The 19,074-nt window shown below is 69.2% G+C and carries 15 protein-coding genes; all 15 read right to left on the bottom strand.

Annotation, left to right across the window (positions count from 1 at the left end):
* Window positions 1-206 precede the first annotated feature (206 nt).
* Window positions 207-2,222 (bottom strand): DNA helicase RecQ, encoded by a 2,016-nt coding sequence (recQ, locus tag IE274_RS22790; RefSeq protein WP_190117689.1) that lies wholly within the window; start codon window positions 2,220-2,222, stop codon window positions 207-209.
* Between the two features lie 316 nt (window positions 2,223-2,538).
* The gene (nuoN, locus tag IE274_RS22795; protein ID WP_190117690.1) at window positions 2,539-4,203 is read right to left on the bottom strand and encodes an NADH-quinone oxidoreductase subunit NuoN; all 1,665 of its coding nucleotides are present in this window, start codon (window positions 4,201-4,203) and stop codon (window positions 2,539-2,541) included.
* On the bottom strand, window positions 4,200-5,771 hold the full coding sequence (locus tag IE274_RS22800) for an NADH-quinone oxidoreductase subunit M (protein WP_190117691.1): 1,572 nt from the start codon (window positions 5,769-5,771) through the stop codon (window positions 4,200-4,202). The genes nuoN and IE274_RS22800 overlap by 4 nt, the downstream gene beginning before the upstream one ends.
* Window positions 5,772-5,776: 5 nt before the next feature.
* Complete coding sequence (nuoL, locus tag IE274_RS22805; RefSeq protein WP_190117692.1) at window positions 5,777-7,678, bottom strand: NADH-quinone oxidoreductase subunit L; 1,902 nt, start codon at window positions 7,676-7,678, stop codon at window positions 5,777-5,779.
* Window positions 7,679-7,693: 15 nt separating this feature from the next.
* The gene (gene nuoK, locus IE274_RS22810) at window positions 7,694-7,993 is read right to left on the bottom strand and encodes an NADH-quinone oxidoreductase subunit NuoK (RefSeq protein WP_030359114.1); all 300 of its coding nucleotides are present in this window, start codon (window positions 7,991-7,993) and stop codon (window positions 7,694-7,696) included.
* Entirely contained in the window at window positions 7,990-8,877 is an 888-nt protein-coding gene (locus IE274_RS22815; RefSeq protein WP_190117693.1) for an NADH-quinone oxidoreductase subunit J, read from the bottom strand. Before IE274_RS22815 ends, nuoK begins: the two co-directional genes overlap by 4 nt.
* Complete coding sequence (gene nuoI / locus IE274_RS22820) at window positions 8,874-9,602, bottom strand: NADH-quinone oxidoreductase subunit NuoI (RefSeq protein WP_372447081.1); 729 nt, start codon at window positions 9,600-9,602, stop codon at window positions 8,874-8,876. Before nuoI ends, IE274_RS22815 begins: the two co-directional genes overlap by 4 nt.
* Window positions 9,595-10,986: an NADH-quinone oxidoreductase subunit NuoH gene (nuoH, locus tag IE274_RS22825; RefSeq protein WP_190117817.1), complete on the bottom strand. Its 1,392-nt coding sequence runs from the start codon at window positions 10,984-10,986 to the stop codon at window positions 9,595-9,597. Before nuoH ends, nuoI begins: the two co-directional genes overlap by 8 nt.
* Complete coding sequence (locus IE274_RS22830) at window positions 10,986-13,499, bottom strand: NADH-quinone oxidoreductase subunit G (RefSeq protein ID WP_190117694.1); 2,514 nt, start codon at window positions 13,497-13,499, stop codon at window positions 10,986-10,988. Before IE274_RS22830 ends, nuoH begins: the two co-directional genes overlap by 1 nt.
* Entirely contained in the window at window positions 13,496-14,866 is a 1,371-nt protein-coding gene (gene nuoF, locus IE274_RS22835) for an NADH-quinone oxidoreductase subunit NuoF (RefSeq protein WP_190117695.1), read from the bottom strand. The genes IE274_RS22830 and nuoF overlap by 4 nt, the downstream gene beginning before the upstream one ends.
* Window positions 14,866-15,633, bottom strand: coding sequence for an NADH-quinone oxidoreductase subunit NuoE (nuoE, locus tag IE274_RS22840; protein WP_229909728.1), 768 nt, complete (start codon window positions 15,631-15,633; stop codon window positions 14,866-14,868). Before nuoE ends, nuoF begins: the two co-directional genes overlap by 1 nt.
* Window positions 15,630-16,964, bottom strand: a complete 1,335-nt coding sequence (locus IE274_RS22845) for an NADH-quinone oxidoreductase subunit D (protein ID WP_190117696.1) — start codon at window positions 16,962-16,964, stop codon at window positions 15,630-15,632. Before IE274_RS22845 ends, nuoE begins: the two co-directional genes overlap by 4 nt.
* Complete coding sequence (locus IE274_RS22850) at window positions 16,961-17,692, bottom strand: NADH-quinone oxidoreductase subunit C (RefSeq protein WP_190117697.1); 732 nt, start codon at window positions 17,690-17,692, stop codon at window positions 16,961-16,963. Before IE274_RS22850 ends, IE274_RS22845 begins: the two co-directional genes overlap by 4 nt.
* Window positions 17,689-18,243: a NuoB/complex I 20 kDa subunit family protein gene (locus IE274_RS22855; protein WP_016640165.1), complete on the bottom strand. Its 555-nt coding sequence runs from the start codon at window positions 18,241-18,243 to the stop codon at window positions 17,689-17,691. The genes IE274_RS22850 and IE274_RS22855 overlap by 4 nt, the downstream gene beginning before the upstream one ends.
* A gap of 13 nt (window positions 18,244-18,256) precedes the next feature.
* A complete protein-coding gene (locus IE274_RS22860; RefSeq protein WP_003992243.1) occupies window positions 18,257-18,616 on the bottom strand; it encodes an NADH-quinone oxidoreductase subunit A in 360 nt (119 codons plus the stop codon).
* Window positions 18,617-19,074 lie beyond the last annotated feature (458 nt).

A 19,074-nucleotide genomic window follows, 5' to 3' on the forward strand; every position in this document is an offset into this window, starting at 1 on the left:
GGGGCTCCGCCCCAGACCCCGCTCCTCAAACGCCGGAGGGGCTGAAAACTTGCCCGCACATTCTCAGCCCGTCGTGGGGGTCCCCCCTGCTCCTTAAGAGCTTGGGGGAGATTGAGGACGAGGCGCGAAGCGCCGATCAGCGGGGGCCCGGGGGCGCAGCCCCCGGTTTCGGGAAGGGGAGGGGCTGGGGAAAGCCCCGCCAGGGCCTACTCCCCCACCCCCGCCACCACCTCCAGCACCCCGTCCCCATACGTGGCCAACTTCTTCTCACCGACCCCGCCGATACCCCCCAGCTCCCCGACGGACGTCGGCCGCACCGACGCGATCTCCCGCAACGTCGCGTCATGGAAGATGACGTAGGCGGGCACCCCCAGCTCCCGAGCCTGCGCGGCCCGCCAGGCCCGCAGCGCCTCGAAGACGGCGACGGCCTCGGGGGCCAACTCGGCCACCGCGGCGGCGGCCCGCGCCTTGCGCTCCCCCTTGGACCCCGAACGCGCCGCCGTGGCGGGCTTCTTGGGCTCCTTGCGCAGGGGTACCTCCCGCTGCCGGCCGAGCACGGCGCCGCTCGCCTCGGTCAGCACCAACGTGCCGTACTCCCCCTCGACCGCGAGCAGCCCTTGCGCGAGCAACTGCCGGACGACGCCCCGCCATTCGCCCTCGGCGAGCTCCTCGCCGATGCCGAAGACGGACAACTGGTCGTGGTCGAACTGGATGATCTTGGCGGTTCTGCGGCCCAGGAGGATGTCGATGATCTGGCCCGCGCCGAACTTCTGGCCGCGCTCCCGCTGCAGCCGCACGACGGTCGACAGGAGCTTCTGGGCGGCCACCGTGCCGTCCCAGGTCTCCGGTGGGGTGAGGCAGGTGTCGCAGTTCCCGCAGGACCGGGCGGTGGGGTCCTGGCCGAAGTAGGTCAGGAGCTGGGCGCGGCGGCACTGGGCGGTCTCGCACAGCGCCAGCATGGCGTCCAGGTGGGCGGCCGCCCGGCGCCGGAACGCCTCGTCGCCCTCGCTGCCCTGGATGAGCTTGCGCTGCTGGACGACGTCCTGGAGGCCGTACGCCATCCAGGCCGTCGAGGGCATGCCGTCGCGGCCCGCGCGGCCCGTCTCCTGGTAGTACCCCTCGACCGACTTGGGCAGGTCGAGGTGGGCGACGAAGCGGACGTCCGGCTTGTCGATGCCCATGCCGAAGGCGATCGTGGCGACCACCACCAGGCCGTCCTCGCGCAGGAACCGCGACTGGTGCAGCGCGCGCGTCCCGCCGTCCAGACCCGCGTGGTACGGCACCGCTTCGATGCCGTGGGCGCGGAGATACTCGGCGGTCCGCTCCACCGCGTTGCGCGAGAGGCAGTAGACGATGCCCGCGTCGCCCTCGTGCTCCTCCTTGAGGAAGGACAGGAGCTGCTTCTTCGGTTCGGCCTTCGGCACGATCCGGTACTGGATGTTCGGCCGGTCGAAGCTCGCCACGAAGTGCTTGGCGTCGGGCATGGCCAGGCGCTGGGTGATCTCCCGGTGCGTGGCGTCCGTGGCCGTCGCGGTCAGGGCGATGCGGGGCACGTCCGGCCAGCGCTCGCCGAGGACGGACAGGGACAGATAGTCGGGGCGGAAGTCGTGGCCCCACTGGGCGACGCAGTGCGCCTCGTCGATGGCGAAGACGGAGATCTTGGCCCGGGAGAGCAGGCCGAGCGTGGCGTCCAGGCGCAGCCGCTCCGGTGCCAGGTAGAGCACGTCCAGCTCGCCCGCGAGCAGCTCGGCCTCCACCACCCGGCGCTCGTCGAAGTCCTGCGTCGAGTTCATGAACCCGGCCCGCACGCCGACGGCCCTGAGCGCGTCCACCTGGTCCTGCATCAGCGCGATGAGCGGGGAGACCACGACGCCGGTGCCGGGGCGCACCAGGGCCGGGATCTGATAGCAGAGGGACTTGCCGCCGCCGGTCGGCATGAGGACGACGGCGTCGCCGCCCGCGACCACATGGTCGATGATCGCTTCCTGCTCGCCACGGAAGGCGTCGTACCCGAAGACGCGGTGCAGCGTCTCCAGGGCGTTGCCCGAGGCGCTCGCGGCCGCGCCCACGCCCGCGCTCGCGCCCGGTCCGGCACCCAGGTGCGCGTCCGCGAACGGGTCCTCACCCGGGTCGCCGAAGGGGTCCTCCTCCGGGTCCCCGAAGGGGTCGTCGAACGGGTCCGGCTCCGCGAACCGACTCGCGCCCTCGTCCATCTCTGTCATGCCACCGATCCCATACATCGCCCAGCCCCCGTACGTCACGCCTCGACCACCGCGTGCTTCCACCACTGCGTCCACGATAGGGGTCCGCGCCGACAGCCCACGAAGTTATCCACAGGCTCGCCCCCGCGGTGTGAAGAATTGGCCACCCCGCCGCCGCACCACCTCCGCCACCCCGCCGCCGCGCCGCCCGGCTGCCCGCGACGCCCCGCCCGGCCCGCACCCCGCCCCAGGCCCCGCACACGCCACCGCCCGGCCTCCCGCGAGCTGCGGGACACCGGGCGGCACGTACACGAGGCAAGCGGAGCCGAAGCCCTGACTACCGGACGAAGACTCCCGACTGGCCGGCCAGATCGAGGAAGTACTGCGGCGCCACACCGAGCACCAGCGTCACCGCTACCCCGACCCCGATCGCCGTCATCGTCAGCGGCGACGGCACGGCGACCGTCGGGCCGTCCGCCTTCGGCTCGCTGAAGAACATCAGGACGATCACGCGGATGTAGAAGAACGCCGCGATCGCGGACGAGATCACACCGACCACGACCAGCGCGCCCGCGCCCCCCTCGGCAGCCGCCTTGAACACCGCGAACTTCCCCGAGAACCCGGAGGTCAGCGGGATGCCCGCGAAGGCGAGGAGGAAGACGGCGAACACCGCGGCGACCAGCGGCGAGCGGCGGCCGAGCCCCGCCCACTTCGACAGGTGTGTCGCCTCGCCGCCCGCGTCCCGTACGAGCGTGACCACCGCGAACGCGCCGATCGTCACGAAGGAGTACGCACCCAGGTAGAACAGCACCGACGAGACGCCGTCCTCGGTCGTCGCGATGACACCCGCGAGGATGAAGCCCGCGTGCGCGATCGACGAGTACGCGAGGAGCCGCTTGATGTCGGTCTGGGTGATCGCGACGATAGCGCCGCCCAGCATCGTGATCACGGCGACGCCGTACATCACCGGCCGCCAGTCCCAGCGCAGCCCCGGCAGCACCACGTAAAGGAGACGAAGCAGCGCGCCGAACGCGGCCACCTTCGTCGCCGCCGCCATGAAGCCCGTCACCGGCGTGGGCGCGCCCTGGTAGACGTCGGGCGTCCACATGTGGAACGGCACCGCGCCGACCTTGAAGAGCAGGCCCATCACGATCATCGCGGAGCCGATGAGGAGCAGCGCGTCGTTGCCCATGGTGCCCGCGAGGGCGGGGTCGACCGTGGTGATCGTGCCGTCGACGACCTTCGCGACGGTGCCGTACGACACCGAGCCCGCGTAGCCGTAGATCAGCGCGATGCCGAACAGGGTGAACGCGGAGGCGAAGGCGCCGAGGAGGAAGTACTTCACGGCCGCTTCCTGCGACATGAGCCGCTTGCGGCGCGCCAGGGCGCACAGCAGGTACAGCGGCAGCGAGAAGACTTCCAGGGCGATGAAGAAGGTCAGCAGGTCGTTCGCCGAGGGGAAGACCAGCATGCCGCCGATGGCGAACAGCGCCAGCGGGAACACCTCGGTGGTGGCGAATCCGGCCTTGGTGGCGGCCTGTTCGCCCGGGCTGCCGGGCACGGCTCCGGCCTGCGCCACGAAGGAGTCGACGCGGTTGCCGTGCGCCACCGGGTCGAGCCTGCGCTCCGCGAAGGTGAAGATCGCGACCATTCCGGCGAGGAGAATGGTGCCCTGCAGGAACAGCGCGGGACCGTCGACGGCGATGGCGCCCATCGCCGCGATGCGGGCCTTCGTGGTGCCGTAGCCCCCGGCCGCGAGGGCGACGACCGCGGCGAAGGCGGCGGCGAGGGCGACGACGGCCACGAACAACTGGGCGTAGTAACGGGACTTGCGCGGCACGAAGGCTTCGATGAGCACTCCGATGACGGCGGCGCCGATGACGATCAAGGTCGGCGCGAGCTGGCCGTACTCGATGTTCGGCGCGTCGATCTTGTCGATGCCATCGTTCACAGACGCCGCGGCCGTCGTTGTCCACAGGCTGTGGACGGCTGTCGCACTCACTTGGCGGCCTCCACGTCGGGCTTGGGGTCCTTCTTCTGTACGTCGGACATGGTGTGCTTGACCGCGGGGTTCACCAGCTCGGTGACCGGCTTCGGATAGACACCGAGGACGATCAGGAGGGCGATCAGCGGGGCCACCACGGCCAGTTCGCGCACCTTCAGGTCGGGCATCGACGCGACTTCCGGCTTCACCGGGCCCGTCATCGTCCGCTGGTAGAGCACGAGGGTGTAGAGCGCGGCGAGCACGATGCCGAAGGTCGCGATGATCCCGACCGCCGGATAGCGCGCGAACGTGCCCACCAGGACCAGGAACTCACTCACGAAGGGCGCGAGTCCCGGCAGCGACAGCGTGGCCAGACCGCCGATCAGGAAGGTGCCCGCGAGCACTGGCGCCACCTTCTGCACTCCTCCGTAGTCCGCGATCAGACGCGAGCCGCGGCGGGAGATCAGGAAGCCGGCGACCAGCATCAGGGCGGCCGTGGAGATGCCGTGGTTGACCATGTAGAGCGTCGCGCCGGACTGCCCCTGGGACGTCATCGCGAAGATGCCGAGGATGATGAACCCGAAGTGCGAGATCGACGCGTACGCCACCAGGCGCTTGATGTCGCGCTGGCCGACGGCGAGCAGCGCTCCGTAGACGATGCTCACCAACGCCAGGACGAGGATGACGGGCGTCGCCCACTTGCTGGCCTCCGGGAACAACTGGAGGCAGAAGCGCAGCATCGCGAACGTGCCGACCTTGTCGACCACTGCCGTGATCAGCACGGCGACCGGGGCCGTGGCCTCGCCCATCGCGTTCGGCAGCCAGGTGTGCAGCGGCCACAGCGGGGCCTTCACCGCGAAGGCGAAGAAGAAGCCGAGGAACAGCAGTCGCTCGGTGTTGGTCGCCATGTCCAGCGAGCCGTTGGCCCGCGCTTCGGCGATCTCCTGGAGCGAGAAGTTCCCGGCGACTACGTAGAGCCCGATCACGGCGGCCAGCATGATGAGGCCGCCGACCAGGTTGTAGAGCAGGAACTTCACGGCCGCGTACGAGCGTTGTGCCGAGGCGTTCTCGTCGCTGCCCGAGTGGGCGCGGTCTCCGAAGCCGCCGATGAGGAAGTACATCGGGATGAGCATGGCTTCGAAGAAGATGTAGAAGAGGAAGACGTCGGTGGCCTCGAAGGAGATGATCACCATCGCCTCGACGGCCAGGATCAGGGCGAAGAAGCCCTGAGTCGGCCGCCAGCGCGACGACTTCGTTTCCAGGGGGTCGGCGTCGTGCCAGCCCGCCAAGATGATGAAGGGGATCAGCAGGGCGGTGAGCGCGATCAGGGCGACGCCGATGCCGTCGACCCCGAGTTCGTACCGCACCCCGAAGTCCTTGATCCAGGCGCGTGATTCGGTCAGTTGATAGCGGTCACCGTCCGGGTCGAACCGGACGGCGACCACGACGGCCAGCGCGAGCGTGGCCAGCGAGAAGAACAGCGCGAGCCACTTGGCGGCGGTCCGCCGGGCGGCCGGGACGGCCGCCGTGGCGATCGCGCCGACCGCGGGAAGCGCGGCCGTCGCTGTCAGCAGAGGAAACGACATCGGTATCAGACCGCCCTCATCAGCAGGGTCGCGGCGATGAGGACCGCCGCGCCGCCGAACATCGAGACCGCGTAGCTGCGGGCGTAGCCGTTCTGCAGCTTGCGCAGCCGTCCGGAGAGCCCGCCGACCGAGGCCGCCGTGCCATTGACCACGCCGTCGACCAGGGTGTGGTCGACGTACACCAGGGAGCGCGTGAGGTGCTCGCCGCCGCGCACCAGGACCACGTGGTTGAAGTCGTCCTGGAGCAGGTCGCGCCGGGCCGCGCGGGTGAGCAGCGAGCCGCGCGGGGCGACCACGGGCACCGGGCGGCGGCCGTACTGGAGCCAGGCCAGGGTGACGCCGATGACCAGGACCACCATGGTGGCGCCCGTGACCGTGGCGGCGCTCAGCGGGGAGTCGCCGTGGTCGTGGTGCGTGACCGGCTCCAGCCAGTGCATGAAGCGGTCGCCGACGCTGAAGAAGCCACCGGCGAACACCGATCCGAAGGCGAGCAGGATCATCGGGATCGTCATGGACTTCGGCGACTCGTGCGGATGCGGCGCGTTGCCCTCCGCGTCCGGCTGCCAGCGCTTCTCTCCGAAGAAGGTCAGGAGCATCACGCGTGTCATGTAGTACGCCGTGATGGCCGCGCCGAGCAGCGCCACGGAGCCGAGGATCCAGCCCTCCGTACCACCCTTGGCGAACGCCGCCTCGATGATCTTGTCCTTGGAGAAGAAGCCGGACAGGCCCGGGAAGCCGATGATGGCGAGGTAGCCGAGACCGAAGGTCACGAAGGTCACCGGCATGTACTTGCGCAGGCCCCCGTACTTCCGCATGTCCACCTCGTCGTTCATGCCGTGCATGACCGAACCGGCGCCGAGGAAGAGCCCGGCCTTGAAGAAGCCGTGCGTCACCAGGTGCATGATCGCGAAGACATAGCCGATGGGGCCGAGGCCCGCGGCCAAGATCATGTAGCCGATCTGGGACATCGTCGAACCGGCGAGGGCCTTCTTGATGTCGTCCTTCGCGCAACCGACGATCGCACCGAAGAGGAGCGTCACGGCGCCCACGACGGTGACGGCCAACTGCGCGTCCGGGGCACCGTTGAAGATCTCCCCGGAGCGCACGATCAGATACACACCGGCGGTCACCATCGTCGCCGCGTGGATCAGGGCCGAGACCGGGGTCGGGCCCTCCATCGCGTCCCCGAGCCAGGACTGCAGCGGCACCTGCGCGGACTTGCCGCACGCCGCCAGCAGCAGCATCAGGCCGATCGCCGTCAGCTTGCCCTCGCTCGTCTCACCGGTGGCCTCCAGGACGGGTTCGAAGGCGAACGTCCCGAAGGTGGTGAACATCAGCATGATGGCGATCGACAGGCCCATGTCGCCGACGCGGTTGACCAGGAAGGCCTTCTTGGCCGCGGTGGCCGCGCTGGGCTTGTGCTGCCAGAACCCGATCAGGAGGTACGAGGCGAGGCCCACGCCCTCCCAGCCGACGTACAGGAGCAGGTAGTTGTCGGCGAGGACCAGCAGGAGCATCGCCGCGAGGAACAGGTTCAGGTAGCCGAAGAAGCGGCGGCGGCGCTCGTCATGCTCCATGTACCCGATCGAGTACAGGTGGATCAGCGTGCCCACGCCGGAGATCAGCAGGACGAACGTCACCGACAGCTGGTCGAGCTGGAAGGCGACGTCCGCCTGGAAGCCCTCTACGGGGATCCAGCTGAACAAGTGCTGGTGCAGGGACCGGTCCTCGGCCCCCTTGCCGAGCATGTCGGTGAAGAGCACGAGCCCGATCACGAAGGAGACGGCCGCGAGCGCCGTGCCGATCCAGTGGCCCACTCGGTCCAACCGGCGCCCGCCGCACAGCAGTACGGCCGCTCCCAGCAGAGGCGCCGCTACCAGCAGCGCAATCAAATTCTCTGTGTCCACGGTGCTAGCGACCCCTTACAGCTTCATCAGGCTGGCGTCGTCGACCGAGGCCGAGTGACGGGAGCGGAACAGCGACACGATGATCGCGAGCCCGACCACGACTTCCGCGGCGGCGACGACCATCGTGAAGAAGGCGATGATCTGGCCGTCCAGGTTGCCGTGCAGCCGGGCGAAGGCGACGAACGCGAGGTTGCAGGCGTTCAGCATCAGCTCGACGCACATGAAGACGACGATCACGTTCCGCCGGATCAGCACGCCGGTGGCGCCGATCGCGAACAGCAGGGCCGCCAGATACAGGTAGTTGACGGGATTCACTTCGACGCCTCCTCGGTCTGCTCGCCCGCCGCCGCGGCGACCGGGTCGGACGCGGACTCGCCGGCCCTGCCGCTGCCCGTACGGAGCGGTCCTGGCCGCTCCAGGCGGTCCGAGGCGCGCTGCTCCAGGGCCCGCAGGTCGTTCAGCGCCTCGCTGGAGACGTCACGGATCTGGCCGCGCTCACGCAGCGTCTGGTTGACCGTGAGCTCCGAGGGGGTGCCGTCGGGGAGCAGGCCCGCGATGTCCACCGCGTTGTGCCGGGCGTACACACCCGGGGCGGGCAGCGGCGGCAGGTGCTTGCCCGCGCGCACGCGCTCCTCGGCGCGCTCGCGCTGGGTCTTGGCGCGCTCCGTGCGCTCGCGGTGGGTGAGGACCATCGCGCCGACCGTCGCCGTGATCAGCAGGGCGCCGGTGATCTCGAAGGCGAAGACGTACTTCGTGAAGATGAGGGCCGCGAGCCCCTCCACGTTGCCGTTCGCGTTCGCCTTGGCCAGGCCGTTGAAGTCCTTCAGGGAGGCGTTGCCGATGCCCGCGAACAGCAGGATGGCGAAGCCGAATCCGCACAGGGCCGCCAGCCAGCGCTGACCCTTGATGGTCTCCTTCAGGGAGTCGGCGGCGGTGACACCGACGAGCATGACCACGAAGAGGAACAGCATCATGATCGCGCCGGTGTAGACCACGATCTGGACGATGCCCAGGAAGTACGCGCCGTTGGCCAGGTAGAACACCGCGAGGATGATCATGGTCCCGGCGAGACAGAGCGCGCTGTGCACCGCCTTGCGCATCAGGATCGTGCACAGCGCGCCGATCACGGCGACCGTGCCGAGCACCCAGAACTGCAGGGCCTCGCCGGTGGAGGTGGTGTAGGCCGCGACGGCGGTCATGCGCCCACCCCCTGCTCGCGCGAGGCCCCGGCCCCTTCACCGGAGCCGGTCCCCTCGGCGGCGCCCTCTCCGGAGACGGGCTTCTCACCCTTGGAGACGGCCACTTGGGGCACCGTGCCCGGCGCGGCCTGGGTGACCAGGCCGCGGTAGTAGTCGCCCTCGTCCATGCCGGGGTAGATCGCGTGCGGCGAGTCGACCATGTCCTCTTCGAGGCCGGCGAGGAGCTGCTCCTTGGTGTAGATCAGGTTCTCGCGGCTGCTGTCGGCGAGCTCGAACTCGTTCGTCATCGTCAGCGCGCGCGTGGGGCACGCCTCGATGCACAGGCCGCAGAGGATGCAGCGGGCGTAGTTGATCTGGTAGACGCGGCCGTACCGCTCGCCCGGGGAGTAGCGCTCCTCTTCGGTGTTGTCCGCGCCCTCCACGTAGATGGCGTCCGCGGGGCAGGCCCAGGCGCACAGCTCGCAGCCAATGCATTTCTCCAGGCCGTCCGGATGGCGGTTGAGCTGGTGCCGGCCGTGGAACCGGGGTGCGGTGGTCTTCTGCTGCTCCGGATACTGCTCGGTCAGCCGCTTCTTGAACATGGCCTTGAAGGTCACGCCGAAGCCCGCGACGGGGTTCTGGAACCCCTGGTTGGACTGGTTCGACTGCTGCGGGTCGGCCGCCTGCTGCTGCTCGGGCAGCTGCGAGCGCTTCGGCCGGTCCGGCATGTTCGACTGCTCAGCCATCGGACGCCTCCTTTCCGTCACTTTGAGTATCGGGCCCACCACTGACAATCAGCTCCCGCTCGTGGCGCGGGCGTCGGCGCGGCACGGGCGGCAGGGTCTGCCCGGGTAGCGGCGGCACCGGGAATCCGCCGGCCATCGGGTCGAAGGCACCGGACGCCTCGGACTCGGAGTCCTCGGCCGCCTCCTGCTTCTCGCGCTTGTCGCGGAAGATGTCGATGAGTACGGAGAGCAACAACAGGGCGAGCACTCCGCCGCCTACGTAGAGCGCGATCTCGCTGAAGTCGTAGTCCTCGTTGCGCAGCGCCCGCACCGTGGCGACGAGCATGAGCCACACCACCGACACCGGGATGAGGACCTTCCAGCCGAGCTTCATCAGCTGGTCGTAGCGCACGCGCGGCAGCGTGCCGCGCAGCCAGATGAAGAAGAACAACAGCAGCTGGACCTTGATCACGAACCAGGCCATCGGCCACCAGCCGTGGTTCGCGCCCTCCCAGAAGGTGCTGATGGGCCAGGGAGCCCGCCAGCCGCCCAGGAAGAGCGTCACGGACACGGCCGAGACGGTGATCATGTTGATGTACTCGGCGAGCATGAAGATCGCGAACTTGATCGACGAGTACTCGGTGTTGAAGCCGCCGACGAGGTCGCCCTCGGACTCCGGCATGTCGAACGGGGCGCGGTTGGTCTCACCGATCATCGTCACGATGTAGATCAGGAACGAGACCGGGAGCAGCAGGACGTACCAGCGGCCCTCCTGCGCCTCGACGATCCGCGACGTCGACATCGACCCGGAGTACAGGAAGACGGAGGCGAACGCGGCGCCCATCGCGATCTCGTAGGAGATCATCTGCGCGCACGAGCGGAGGCCGCCGAGCAGCGGGTACGTGGAGCCGGAGCTCCAGCCCGCGAGCACGATGCCGTAGATGCCGACCGAGGCGACCGCGAGGATGTAGAGCATCGCGATCGGCAGGTCGGTGAGCTGCATCGTGGTGCGGTGCCCGAAGATCGACACTTCGTTGCCCGCGGGCCCGAAGGGGATCACCGCGATCGCCATGAAGGCCGGAATGGCGGCGACGACCGGCGCGAGGATGTAGACCACCTTGTCCGCGCGCTTGACGACCAGGTCTTCCTTCAGCATCAGCTTGATGCCGTCGGCGAGGGACTGGAGCATGCCCCAGGGGCCGTGCCGGTTCGGGCCGATGCGCAACTGCATCCAGGCGACGACCTTGCGCTCCCACACGATGGAGAACAGCACCATCACCATCAGGAACGCGAAGCAGAAGACGGCCTTGAGGCCGATCAGCCACCACGGGTCCCGGCCGAACATCGACAGGTCCTCGGCCGCGAGCGGCACCGATGCCTGCGCGGTGTGCACTGCCTGCAGCATCACGACGTCACCTCCGTGGCCTCGGCGGGGACCGCAAGGCCGGCCGGGCCGACGCGGACCAGATCGCCCGGGCAGGCGCCGGTGTCCGAAGTGACGCCTCCCCCGGTCGAGTTCAGCGGGAGCCAGACCACCCGGTCGGGCATCTGGGTGACAAGGAGCGGCAGCGTGGTCGCGCCCGCCGGTCCGGTGACCGTGAGCGTGTCGCCGCCCTTGACGCCGATCTCGGCCGCGGTGGCCGCCGACAGCCGGGCCACGGCCGCGTGCCGCGTGCCCGCGAGCGCGTCGTCGCCCTCCTGGAGCCGACCCTGGTCGAGCAGCAGCCGGTGACCGGCGAGAACGGCCTCACCGGCGGCGGGCCGGGGCGGCTGGGCCCCGGTCTCCAACGGCTCGGTGGCGTGCGGCCCGTCCCAGCCGCCGAGCCGGTCCAACTCGCGCCGGACGGTCAGCAGGTCGGGCAGGCCCAGGTGGATGTCGCCCGCGTCGGCCAGCATGTGCAGGACACGGGCGTCGGCCGGGGACGACTTGCGGGTCATCTGGTCCGGCTTCAGCGCGGCCTCGAAAAGCCGGGCCCTGCCCTCCCAGTTGAGGAACGTGCCCGGCTTCTCGGCGACGGCGGCCACCGGAAGGACCACGTCGGCACGTTCCGTCACCTCGCTCGGCCGCAGCTCCAGGGAGACCAGGAAGCCCACCTCGTCGAGTGCCGCACGCGCGCGTGCCGGGTCGGGCAGGTCGGCGACGTCCACACCCCCGACGAGCAGCGCGCCCAGCTCGCCGGTCGCGGCGGCCTCGATGATCTGGCCGGTGTCCCGGCCGTAGCGGTGCGGGAGTTCGGCGACGCCCCAGGCACCGGCGACCTCGTCCCGCGCGCGCGGGTCGGTGGCCGGGCGGCCGCCCGGAAGCAGCGACGGCACGGCGCCCGCCTCGATCGCCCCGCGCTCACCCGCGCGGCGTGGGATCCACACCAAGTGGGCGCCGGTCGCGGCCGCGGCCCGCACGGCGGCGGTGAGGCCGCCCTGCACGCTGGCGAGCCGCTCCCCGACGACGATCACGGCGCCTTCGGAGCGCAGCGCCTCGGCGGCCTTGGCGCCGTCGTCCGCGAGGCCCACGCCCGCGGCGAGCGCGTCCAGCCACTCGGTCTCGGTGCCCGGCGCCGCGGGCAGCAACGTGCCACCGGCCTTCTCCAGGCCGCGGGTTGCGTACGTGGCGAGCGAGAAGGTGCGCTGACCGTGCTTGCGCCAGGCCTTGCGCAGCCGCAGGAAGACGCCGGGCGCCTCCTCCTCGGACTCGATCCCGGCGAGCAGCACCGCCGGGGCCTTCTCCAGGGCGCCGTACGTGACTCCGGTGCCGTCGAGGTCCCGGCCGCGCCCGGCGACACGCGCCGCGAGGAAGTCGGCCTCCTCACTGCTGTGCACCCGCGCACGGAAGTCGATGTCGTTCGTACCGAGCGCCACGCGCGCGTACTTGCTGTACGCGTACGCGTCCTCCACGGTGAGCCGACCACCGGTCAGCACCCCGGCACGCCCCCGGGCCGCCGCGAGCCCCTTGGCCGCCGCCTCCAGCGCCTCGGGCCACGACGCCGGAACGAGCTCTCCGGAGTCGGCGTCCCGCACCAGCGGCGTGGTCAACCGGTCCGGCTTCTGCGCGTACCGGAAGCCGAAGCGCCCCTTGTCGCAGATCCACTCCTCGTTGACCTCCGGGTCGTCCTGCGCGAGCCGCCGCATGACCTTGCCGCGCCGGTGGTCCGTACGCGTCGCGCAGCCGCCCGCGCAGTGCTCGCACACCGAAGGCGACGACACCAGATCAAAGGGACGCGACCGGAAGCGGTACGCGTGCGAGGTGAGCGCGCCCACCGGGCAGATCTGGATGGTGTTCCCGGAGAAGTACGACTCGAAGGGGTCACCGTCGCCCGTACCGACCTGCTGGAGCGCGCCGCGCTCGATCAGCTCGATCATCGGGTCGCCCGCGATCTGGTTGGAGAAGCGGGTGCAGCGTGCGCACAGCACGCACCGCTCACGGTCCAGCAGCACCTGTGTGGAGATCGGTACGGGCTTCTCGTACGTGCGCTTCCTGCCCTCGAACCGGGAGTCCGGTTCGCCGACCTGCATGGCCTGGTTCTGCAGCGGGCACTCTCCGCCCTTGTCGCAGACCGGGCAGTCCAGCGGGTGGTTGATGAGCAGCAGCTCCATCACACCGCGCTGCGCCTTCTCGGCGACCGGCGACGTGAGCTGCGACTTCACCACCATGCCGTCGGTGCAGGTGATGGTGCAGGAGGCCATCGGTTTGCGCTGGCCCTCGACCTCGACGATGCACTGACGGCAGGCACCGGCGGGGTCGAGCAGCGGGTGGTCGCAGAAGCGCGGGATCTCGATGCCGAGGAGTTCGGCGGCGCGGATCACCAGGGTGCCCTTGGGGACGCTGATCTCGATGCCGTCGATCGTCAGCGAGACCAGGTCCTCCGGCGGAACCGCCGCTTCCCCGCCCCCGGAGGGAGCGCTATTGGTGGTCACTGTCATGCGTTCACCTCCGTGTGGGTGTCGGACCGGCCGCTCCGGTCGGCCCAGAGCGTGGACTTGGCGGGGTCGAAGGGGCAGCCCCGGCCGGTGATGTGCTCCTCGTACTCCTCGCGGAAGTACTTCAGCGAGGAGAAGATCGGCGAGGCGGCGCCGTCGCCGAGGGCGCAGAAGGACTTGCCGTTGATGTTGTCGGCGATGTCGTTCAGCTTGTCGAGGTCGGACATGACGCCCTTGCCGGCCTCGATGTCGCGCAGCAACTGCACGAGCCAGTACGTCCCTTCGCGGCAGGGCGTGCACTTGCCGCAGGACTCGTGGGCGTAGAACTCGGTCCAGCGGGTCACGGCCCGCACCACGCAGGTCGTCTCGTCGAAGCACTGCAGGGCCTTGGTGCCGAGCATGGATCCGGCGGCGCCCACGCCCTCGTAATCGAGCGGCACGTCGAGGTGCTCGTCGGTGAACATCGGCGTCGAGGAGCCGCCCGGCGTCCAGAACTTGAGGCGGTGGCCCGCCCGCATGCCGCCGCTCATGTCGAGGAGCTGGCGCAGCGTGATGCCGAGCGGCGCCTCGTACTGGCCGGGCGAGGTGACGTGCCCGCTGAGCGAATAGAGCGTGAAGCCGGGCGACTTCTCGCTCCCCATCGATTTGAACCAGTCTTTTCCGCGATTCAGGATCGCGGGAACCGACGCGATGGACTCGACGTTATTGACAACAGTGGGGCATGCGTAGAGGCCCTCGACCGCAGGGAAAGGGGGACGGAGTCGCGGCTGGCCACGGCGGCCTTCCAGCGAGTCGAGCAGCGCGGTCTCCTCACCACAGATGTACGCGCCCGCGCCCGCGTGCACGGTGAGTTCGAGGTCGAGTCCGCTGCCGAGGACGTTCTTGCCGAGATAGCCCGCCGCGTAGGCCTCACGGACGGCCTCGTGCAACCGCCGCAGCACGGGGACGACTTCACCCCGCAGATAGATGAACGCATGCGAAGAACGGATCGCGTAACAGGCGATCACGATGCCCTCGATGAGGCTGTGCGGGTTCGCGAAGAGGAGCGGGATGTCCTTGCAGGTCCCTGGCTCCGACTCGTCGGCGTTGACAACTAGATAGTGCGGTTTGCCGTCGCCCTGCGGAATGAACTGCCACTTCATTCCGGTGGGGAAGCCCGCGCCGCCGCGGCCGCGCAGGCCCGAGTCCTTCACATAGGCGATCAGGTCGTCCGGCGCCATCGCGAGAGCCTTGCGCAGCCCCTCATAGCCGTCGTGGCGGCGGTAGGTCTCCAGCGTCCAGGACTTGTCCTCGTCCCAGAAGGCCGAAAGCACCGGCGCGAGCAGCTTCTCCGGGCTGGTCTCGTTGTCGATCTCGGCGGCCAACGTCATCACTCCCCCTCCTCGGCAGTCGGCTGGGTGCCCTCCGGTCCGCCCGTGCGCGGGTTGACCACGCGCGCGGGGGGTGCCTCGCCCTTGGCCAGGCGCAGCCCGATCAGCGAGGCGGGGCCCGCGCCGCCGGTCGCCTCGACGGCGCCGGGGCGCTCGTCCGGGAAGCCCGCGAGGATCCGGGCCGTCTCCTTGAAGGTGCACAGGGGGGCACCGCGGGTCGGCTCGACGCGGGCGCCCGCGCGGAGGTCGTCGACGAGGCGCTTGGCGCTGCCCGGGGTCTGGTTGTCGAAGAACTCCCAGTTGACCATCACCACGGGGGCGAAGTCGCAGGCGGCGTTGCACTCGATGTGCTCCAGCGTCACCTTGCCGTCGTCAGTCGTCTCGCCGTTGCCGACGCCCAGGTGCTCCTGGAGGGCTTCGAAGATGGCGTCGCCGCCCATGACCGCGCACAGCGTGTTGGTGCAGACGCCGACCTGGTAGTCACCGGACGGCTTGCGGCGGTACATGGTGTAGAAGGTCGCGACCGCCGTCACCTCCGCGGTGGTCAGGTCCAGCATGTCCGCGCAGAACTGCATGCCGGTGCGAGTGACGTGCCCTTCCTCCGACTGCACGAGGTGCAGCAGCGGAAGGAGCGCCGAGCGGGAGTCGGGGTAGCGGGCGATGAGTTCGCGCGCGTCCGCCGCGAGGCGGGCGCGGACATCGTCCGGGTAGTCCGGCGGGGGCAGTTGGGGCATGCCCAGGCTGACGCCCTCGGGGGTGGTGGTCACCGGTCGACGCCTCCCATCACGGGGTCGATGGACGCGACGGCGACGATGACGTCGGCGACCTGGCCGCCTTCGCACATCGCCGCCATGGCCTGCAGATTGGTGAAGGACGGGTCGCGGAAGTGGACCCGGTAGGGGCGGGTGCCGCCGTCGGAGACGACGTGCACGCCCAGTTCGCCCTTGGGCGACTCGACGGCGGTGTAGGCCTGGCCGGGCGGTACCCGGAAGCCCTCCGTCACCAGCTTGAAGTGGTGGATCAGGGCCTCCATGGAGGTGCCCATGATCTTCTTGATGTGGTCGAGCGAGTTGCCGAGGCCGTCCGGGCCGAGGGCCAGTTGGGCGGGCCAGGCGATCTTCTTGTCGGCGACCATGACCGGACCCGGCTCCAGTCGGTCCAGGCACTGCTCGACGATGCGCAGCGACTGCCGCATCTCCTCCAGGCGGATCAGGAAGCGCCCGTAGGAGTCGCAGGTGTCGGCGGTGGGGACGTCGAAGTCGTACGTCTCGTAGCCGCAGTAGGGCTCGGCCTTGCGCAGGTCGTGCGGGAGGCCGGCGGAACGGAGGACCGGGCCGGTGGCGCCGAGGGCCATGCAGCCGGCCAGGTCGAGGTAGCCGACGTCCTGCATGCGGGCCTTGAAGATGGGGTTTCCGGTGGCGAGCTTGTCGTACTCCGGAAGGTTCTTGTGCATCTTCTTCACGAACTCGCGGATCTGGTCCACCGCGCCGGGCGGCAGGTCCTGGGCGAGTCCGCCGGGCCGGATGTACGCGTGGTTCATGCGCAGGCCGGTGATCAGCTCGTAGATGTCGAGAATGAGTTCACGATCGCGGAAGCCGTAGATCATGATCGTCGTGGCGCCGAGTTCCATGCCGCCGGTGGCGATGCAGACCAGGTGCGAGGACATCCGGTTCAGCTCCATCAGGAGCACCCGGAGGATCGTGGCGCGGTCGGGGATCTGGTCCTCGATGCCGAGCAGCTTCTCCACGCCCAGGCAGTACGCCGTCTCGTTGAAGAACGGCGTCAGATAGTCCATGCGCGTGACGAACGTGGTGCCCTGGGTCCAGGTGCGGTACTCCAGGTTCTTCTCGATGCCCGTGTGCAGATAGCCGATGCCGCAGCGGGCCTCGGAGACCGTCTCGCCCTCGATCTCCAGGATGAGCCGGAGCACGCCGTGCGTGGAGGGGTGCTGCGGACCCATGTTGACGACGATGCGCTCGTCGTCGGCCCTCGCCGCGGACTGGACGACCTCGTCCCAGTCGCCGCCGGTGACCGTGTAGACGGTGCCCTCGGTCGTGGCGCGAGGGGTTGCGTGGGGAGCGGTGTGAGGAGAAGTCACGAGTACGACCTCCGCTGGTCCGGAGCCGGGATCTGGGCGCCCTTGTATTCGACGGCGATGCCGCCGAGTGGGTAGTCCTTGCGCTGCGGGAAGCCCTGCCAGTCGTCCGGCATCATGATCCGCGTGAGGGCCGGGTGGCCGTCGAAGATCAGCCCGAAGAAGTCGTACGTCTCGCGCTCGTGCCAGTCGTTCGTCGGATAGACGGCGACCAGCGAGGGGACGTGCGGATCGGCGTCCGGGGCGCTGACTTCGAGGCGGATCAGGCGGTTGTGGGTGATCGAGCGCAGGTGGTAGACGGCGTGCAGCTCGCGGCCCTTGTCCTCCAGGAAGTGCACTCCGCTGACGCCGGTGCACAGCTCGAAGCGCAGCGCCGGGTCGTCGCGCAGGGTCTGCGCGACCCGCAGGAGGTGCTCGCGGGCGATGTGGAAGGTCAGCTCGCCGCGGTCGACGACCGTCTTCTCGATGGCGTTCTCGGGGACGAGTCCCTGTTCCTCCAGGGCCCCTTCGAGTTCGTCGGCCACCTCGTCGAACCAGCCGCCGTAGGGGCGCGAGGAGGCGCCGGGCAGCGTGATGGTGCGGACCAGGCCGCCGTACCCGGAGGTGTCGCCGCCGTTGTTGGCGCCGAACATGCCCCTGCGGACGCCGATGACGTCGCCGGAGGTGTCACGGGGGGCGGGCACCGTGCCCTCGGGGTGCTCGCCGGTGCCGTTCACGTGCGCGTCGCTCACCGCAGCAGGCCCTTCATCTCAATGGTGGGGAGGGCCTTGAGAGCCGCCTCCTCCGCCTCGCGGGCCGCTTCCTCGGCGTTCACGCCGAGCTTGGAGGTCTGGATCTTCTGGTGCAGCTTGAGGATCGCGTCCATCAGCATCTCGGGCCGGGGCGGACAGCCGGGCAAATAGATGTCGACCGGGACGACATGGTCCACGCCCTGCACAATCGCGTAATTGTTGAACATTCCGCCCGACGAGGCGCAGACCCCCATGGAGATGACCCACTTGGGGTTCGGCATCTGGTCGTAGACCTGGCGCAGGACGGGCGCCATCTTCTGGCTCACGCGCCCGGCCACGATCATCAGGTCCGCCTGCCGCGGTGAGCCGCGGAAGACCTCCATGCCGAAGCGCGCCAGGTCATAGCGCCCGGCGCCGGTCGTCATCATCTCGATGGCGCAGCACGCGAGGCCGAACGTGGCGGGGAAGACGGATGACTTGCGCACCCATCCGGCGGCCTGCTCGACGGTGGTCAGCAGGAATCCGCTCGGCAGTTTCTCTTCGAGTCCCATGCTCAGTGGCTCCTCAGTCCCATTCCAGACCGCCCCGCCGCCATACGTACGCGTAGGCGACGAAGACGGTGAGCACGAAGAGCAGCATCTCCACGAGCCCGAAGATCCCCAGGGCGTCGAAGGTGACGGCCCAGGGATAGAGAAAGACGATCTCGATGTCGAAGACGATGAAGAGCATCGCCGTCAGGTAGTACTTGATGGGGAAGCGCCCGCCGCCGGCCGGCGTGGGGGTCGGCTCGATCCCGCATTCGTAGGCCTCGAGCTTCGCGCGGTTGTACCGCTTTGGACCGATAAGCGTGGCCATGACCACGGAGAAGATCGCAAAGCCTGCCCCGAGGGCTCCCAGTACGAGGATGGGCGCATAGGCGTTCACCGCTCCTCGCTCCTCTCAGTCGGCACTGACTGCTGGCGGTTGCATCGGACTCGCGAAGATCACTCGCACGCGAAGATCGCTTACATGTGAAGCAGGTCACAAGCCCAACTGCCCCGCATCTTATGCCTGCCGGTCTGTGATCTGCGACACGGGGTGCGACAACGGCTTTGTGATCTCCACCACCTGACGAAGGATCATGAAGTCGGATGAGCGGTGATCTTCGTACGCGAAGCGCCTGAGTGATCACCAGAGGTGACATCCTGCCGCGTAAGGCCTGGTCGAGGCGGGGTTGCACTATCAAGAGATGGCCGCTACAGGCAAATTGGCGCTGGACGCGGACGCTTGATAGAGGAGCGCGTTCACACTTTGGCGGCAGAGATGTGGACGAGTGTGGACGTGTGCATCGATTCACGAGTCGGGCACCTCGCCTCGCGAGTCGGGCGCCCTCCCACGCATGC

Origin of the sequence: Streptomyces flavofungini, from assembly GCF_014650815.1 — a bacterium.
Classification (GTDB): Bacteria; Actinomycetota; Actinomycetes; order Streptomycetales; family Streptomycetaceae; genus Streptomyces; species Streptomyces flavofungini.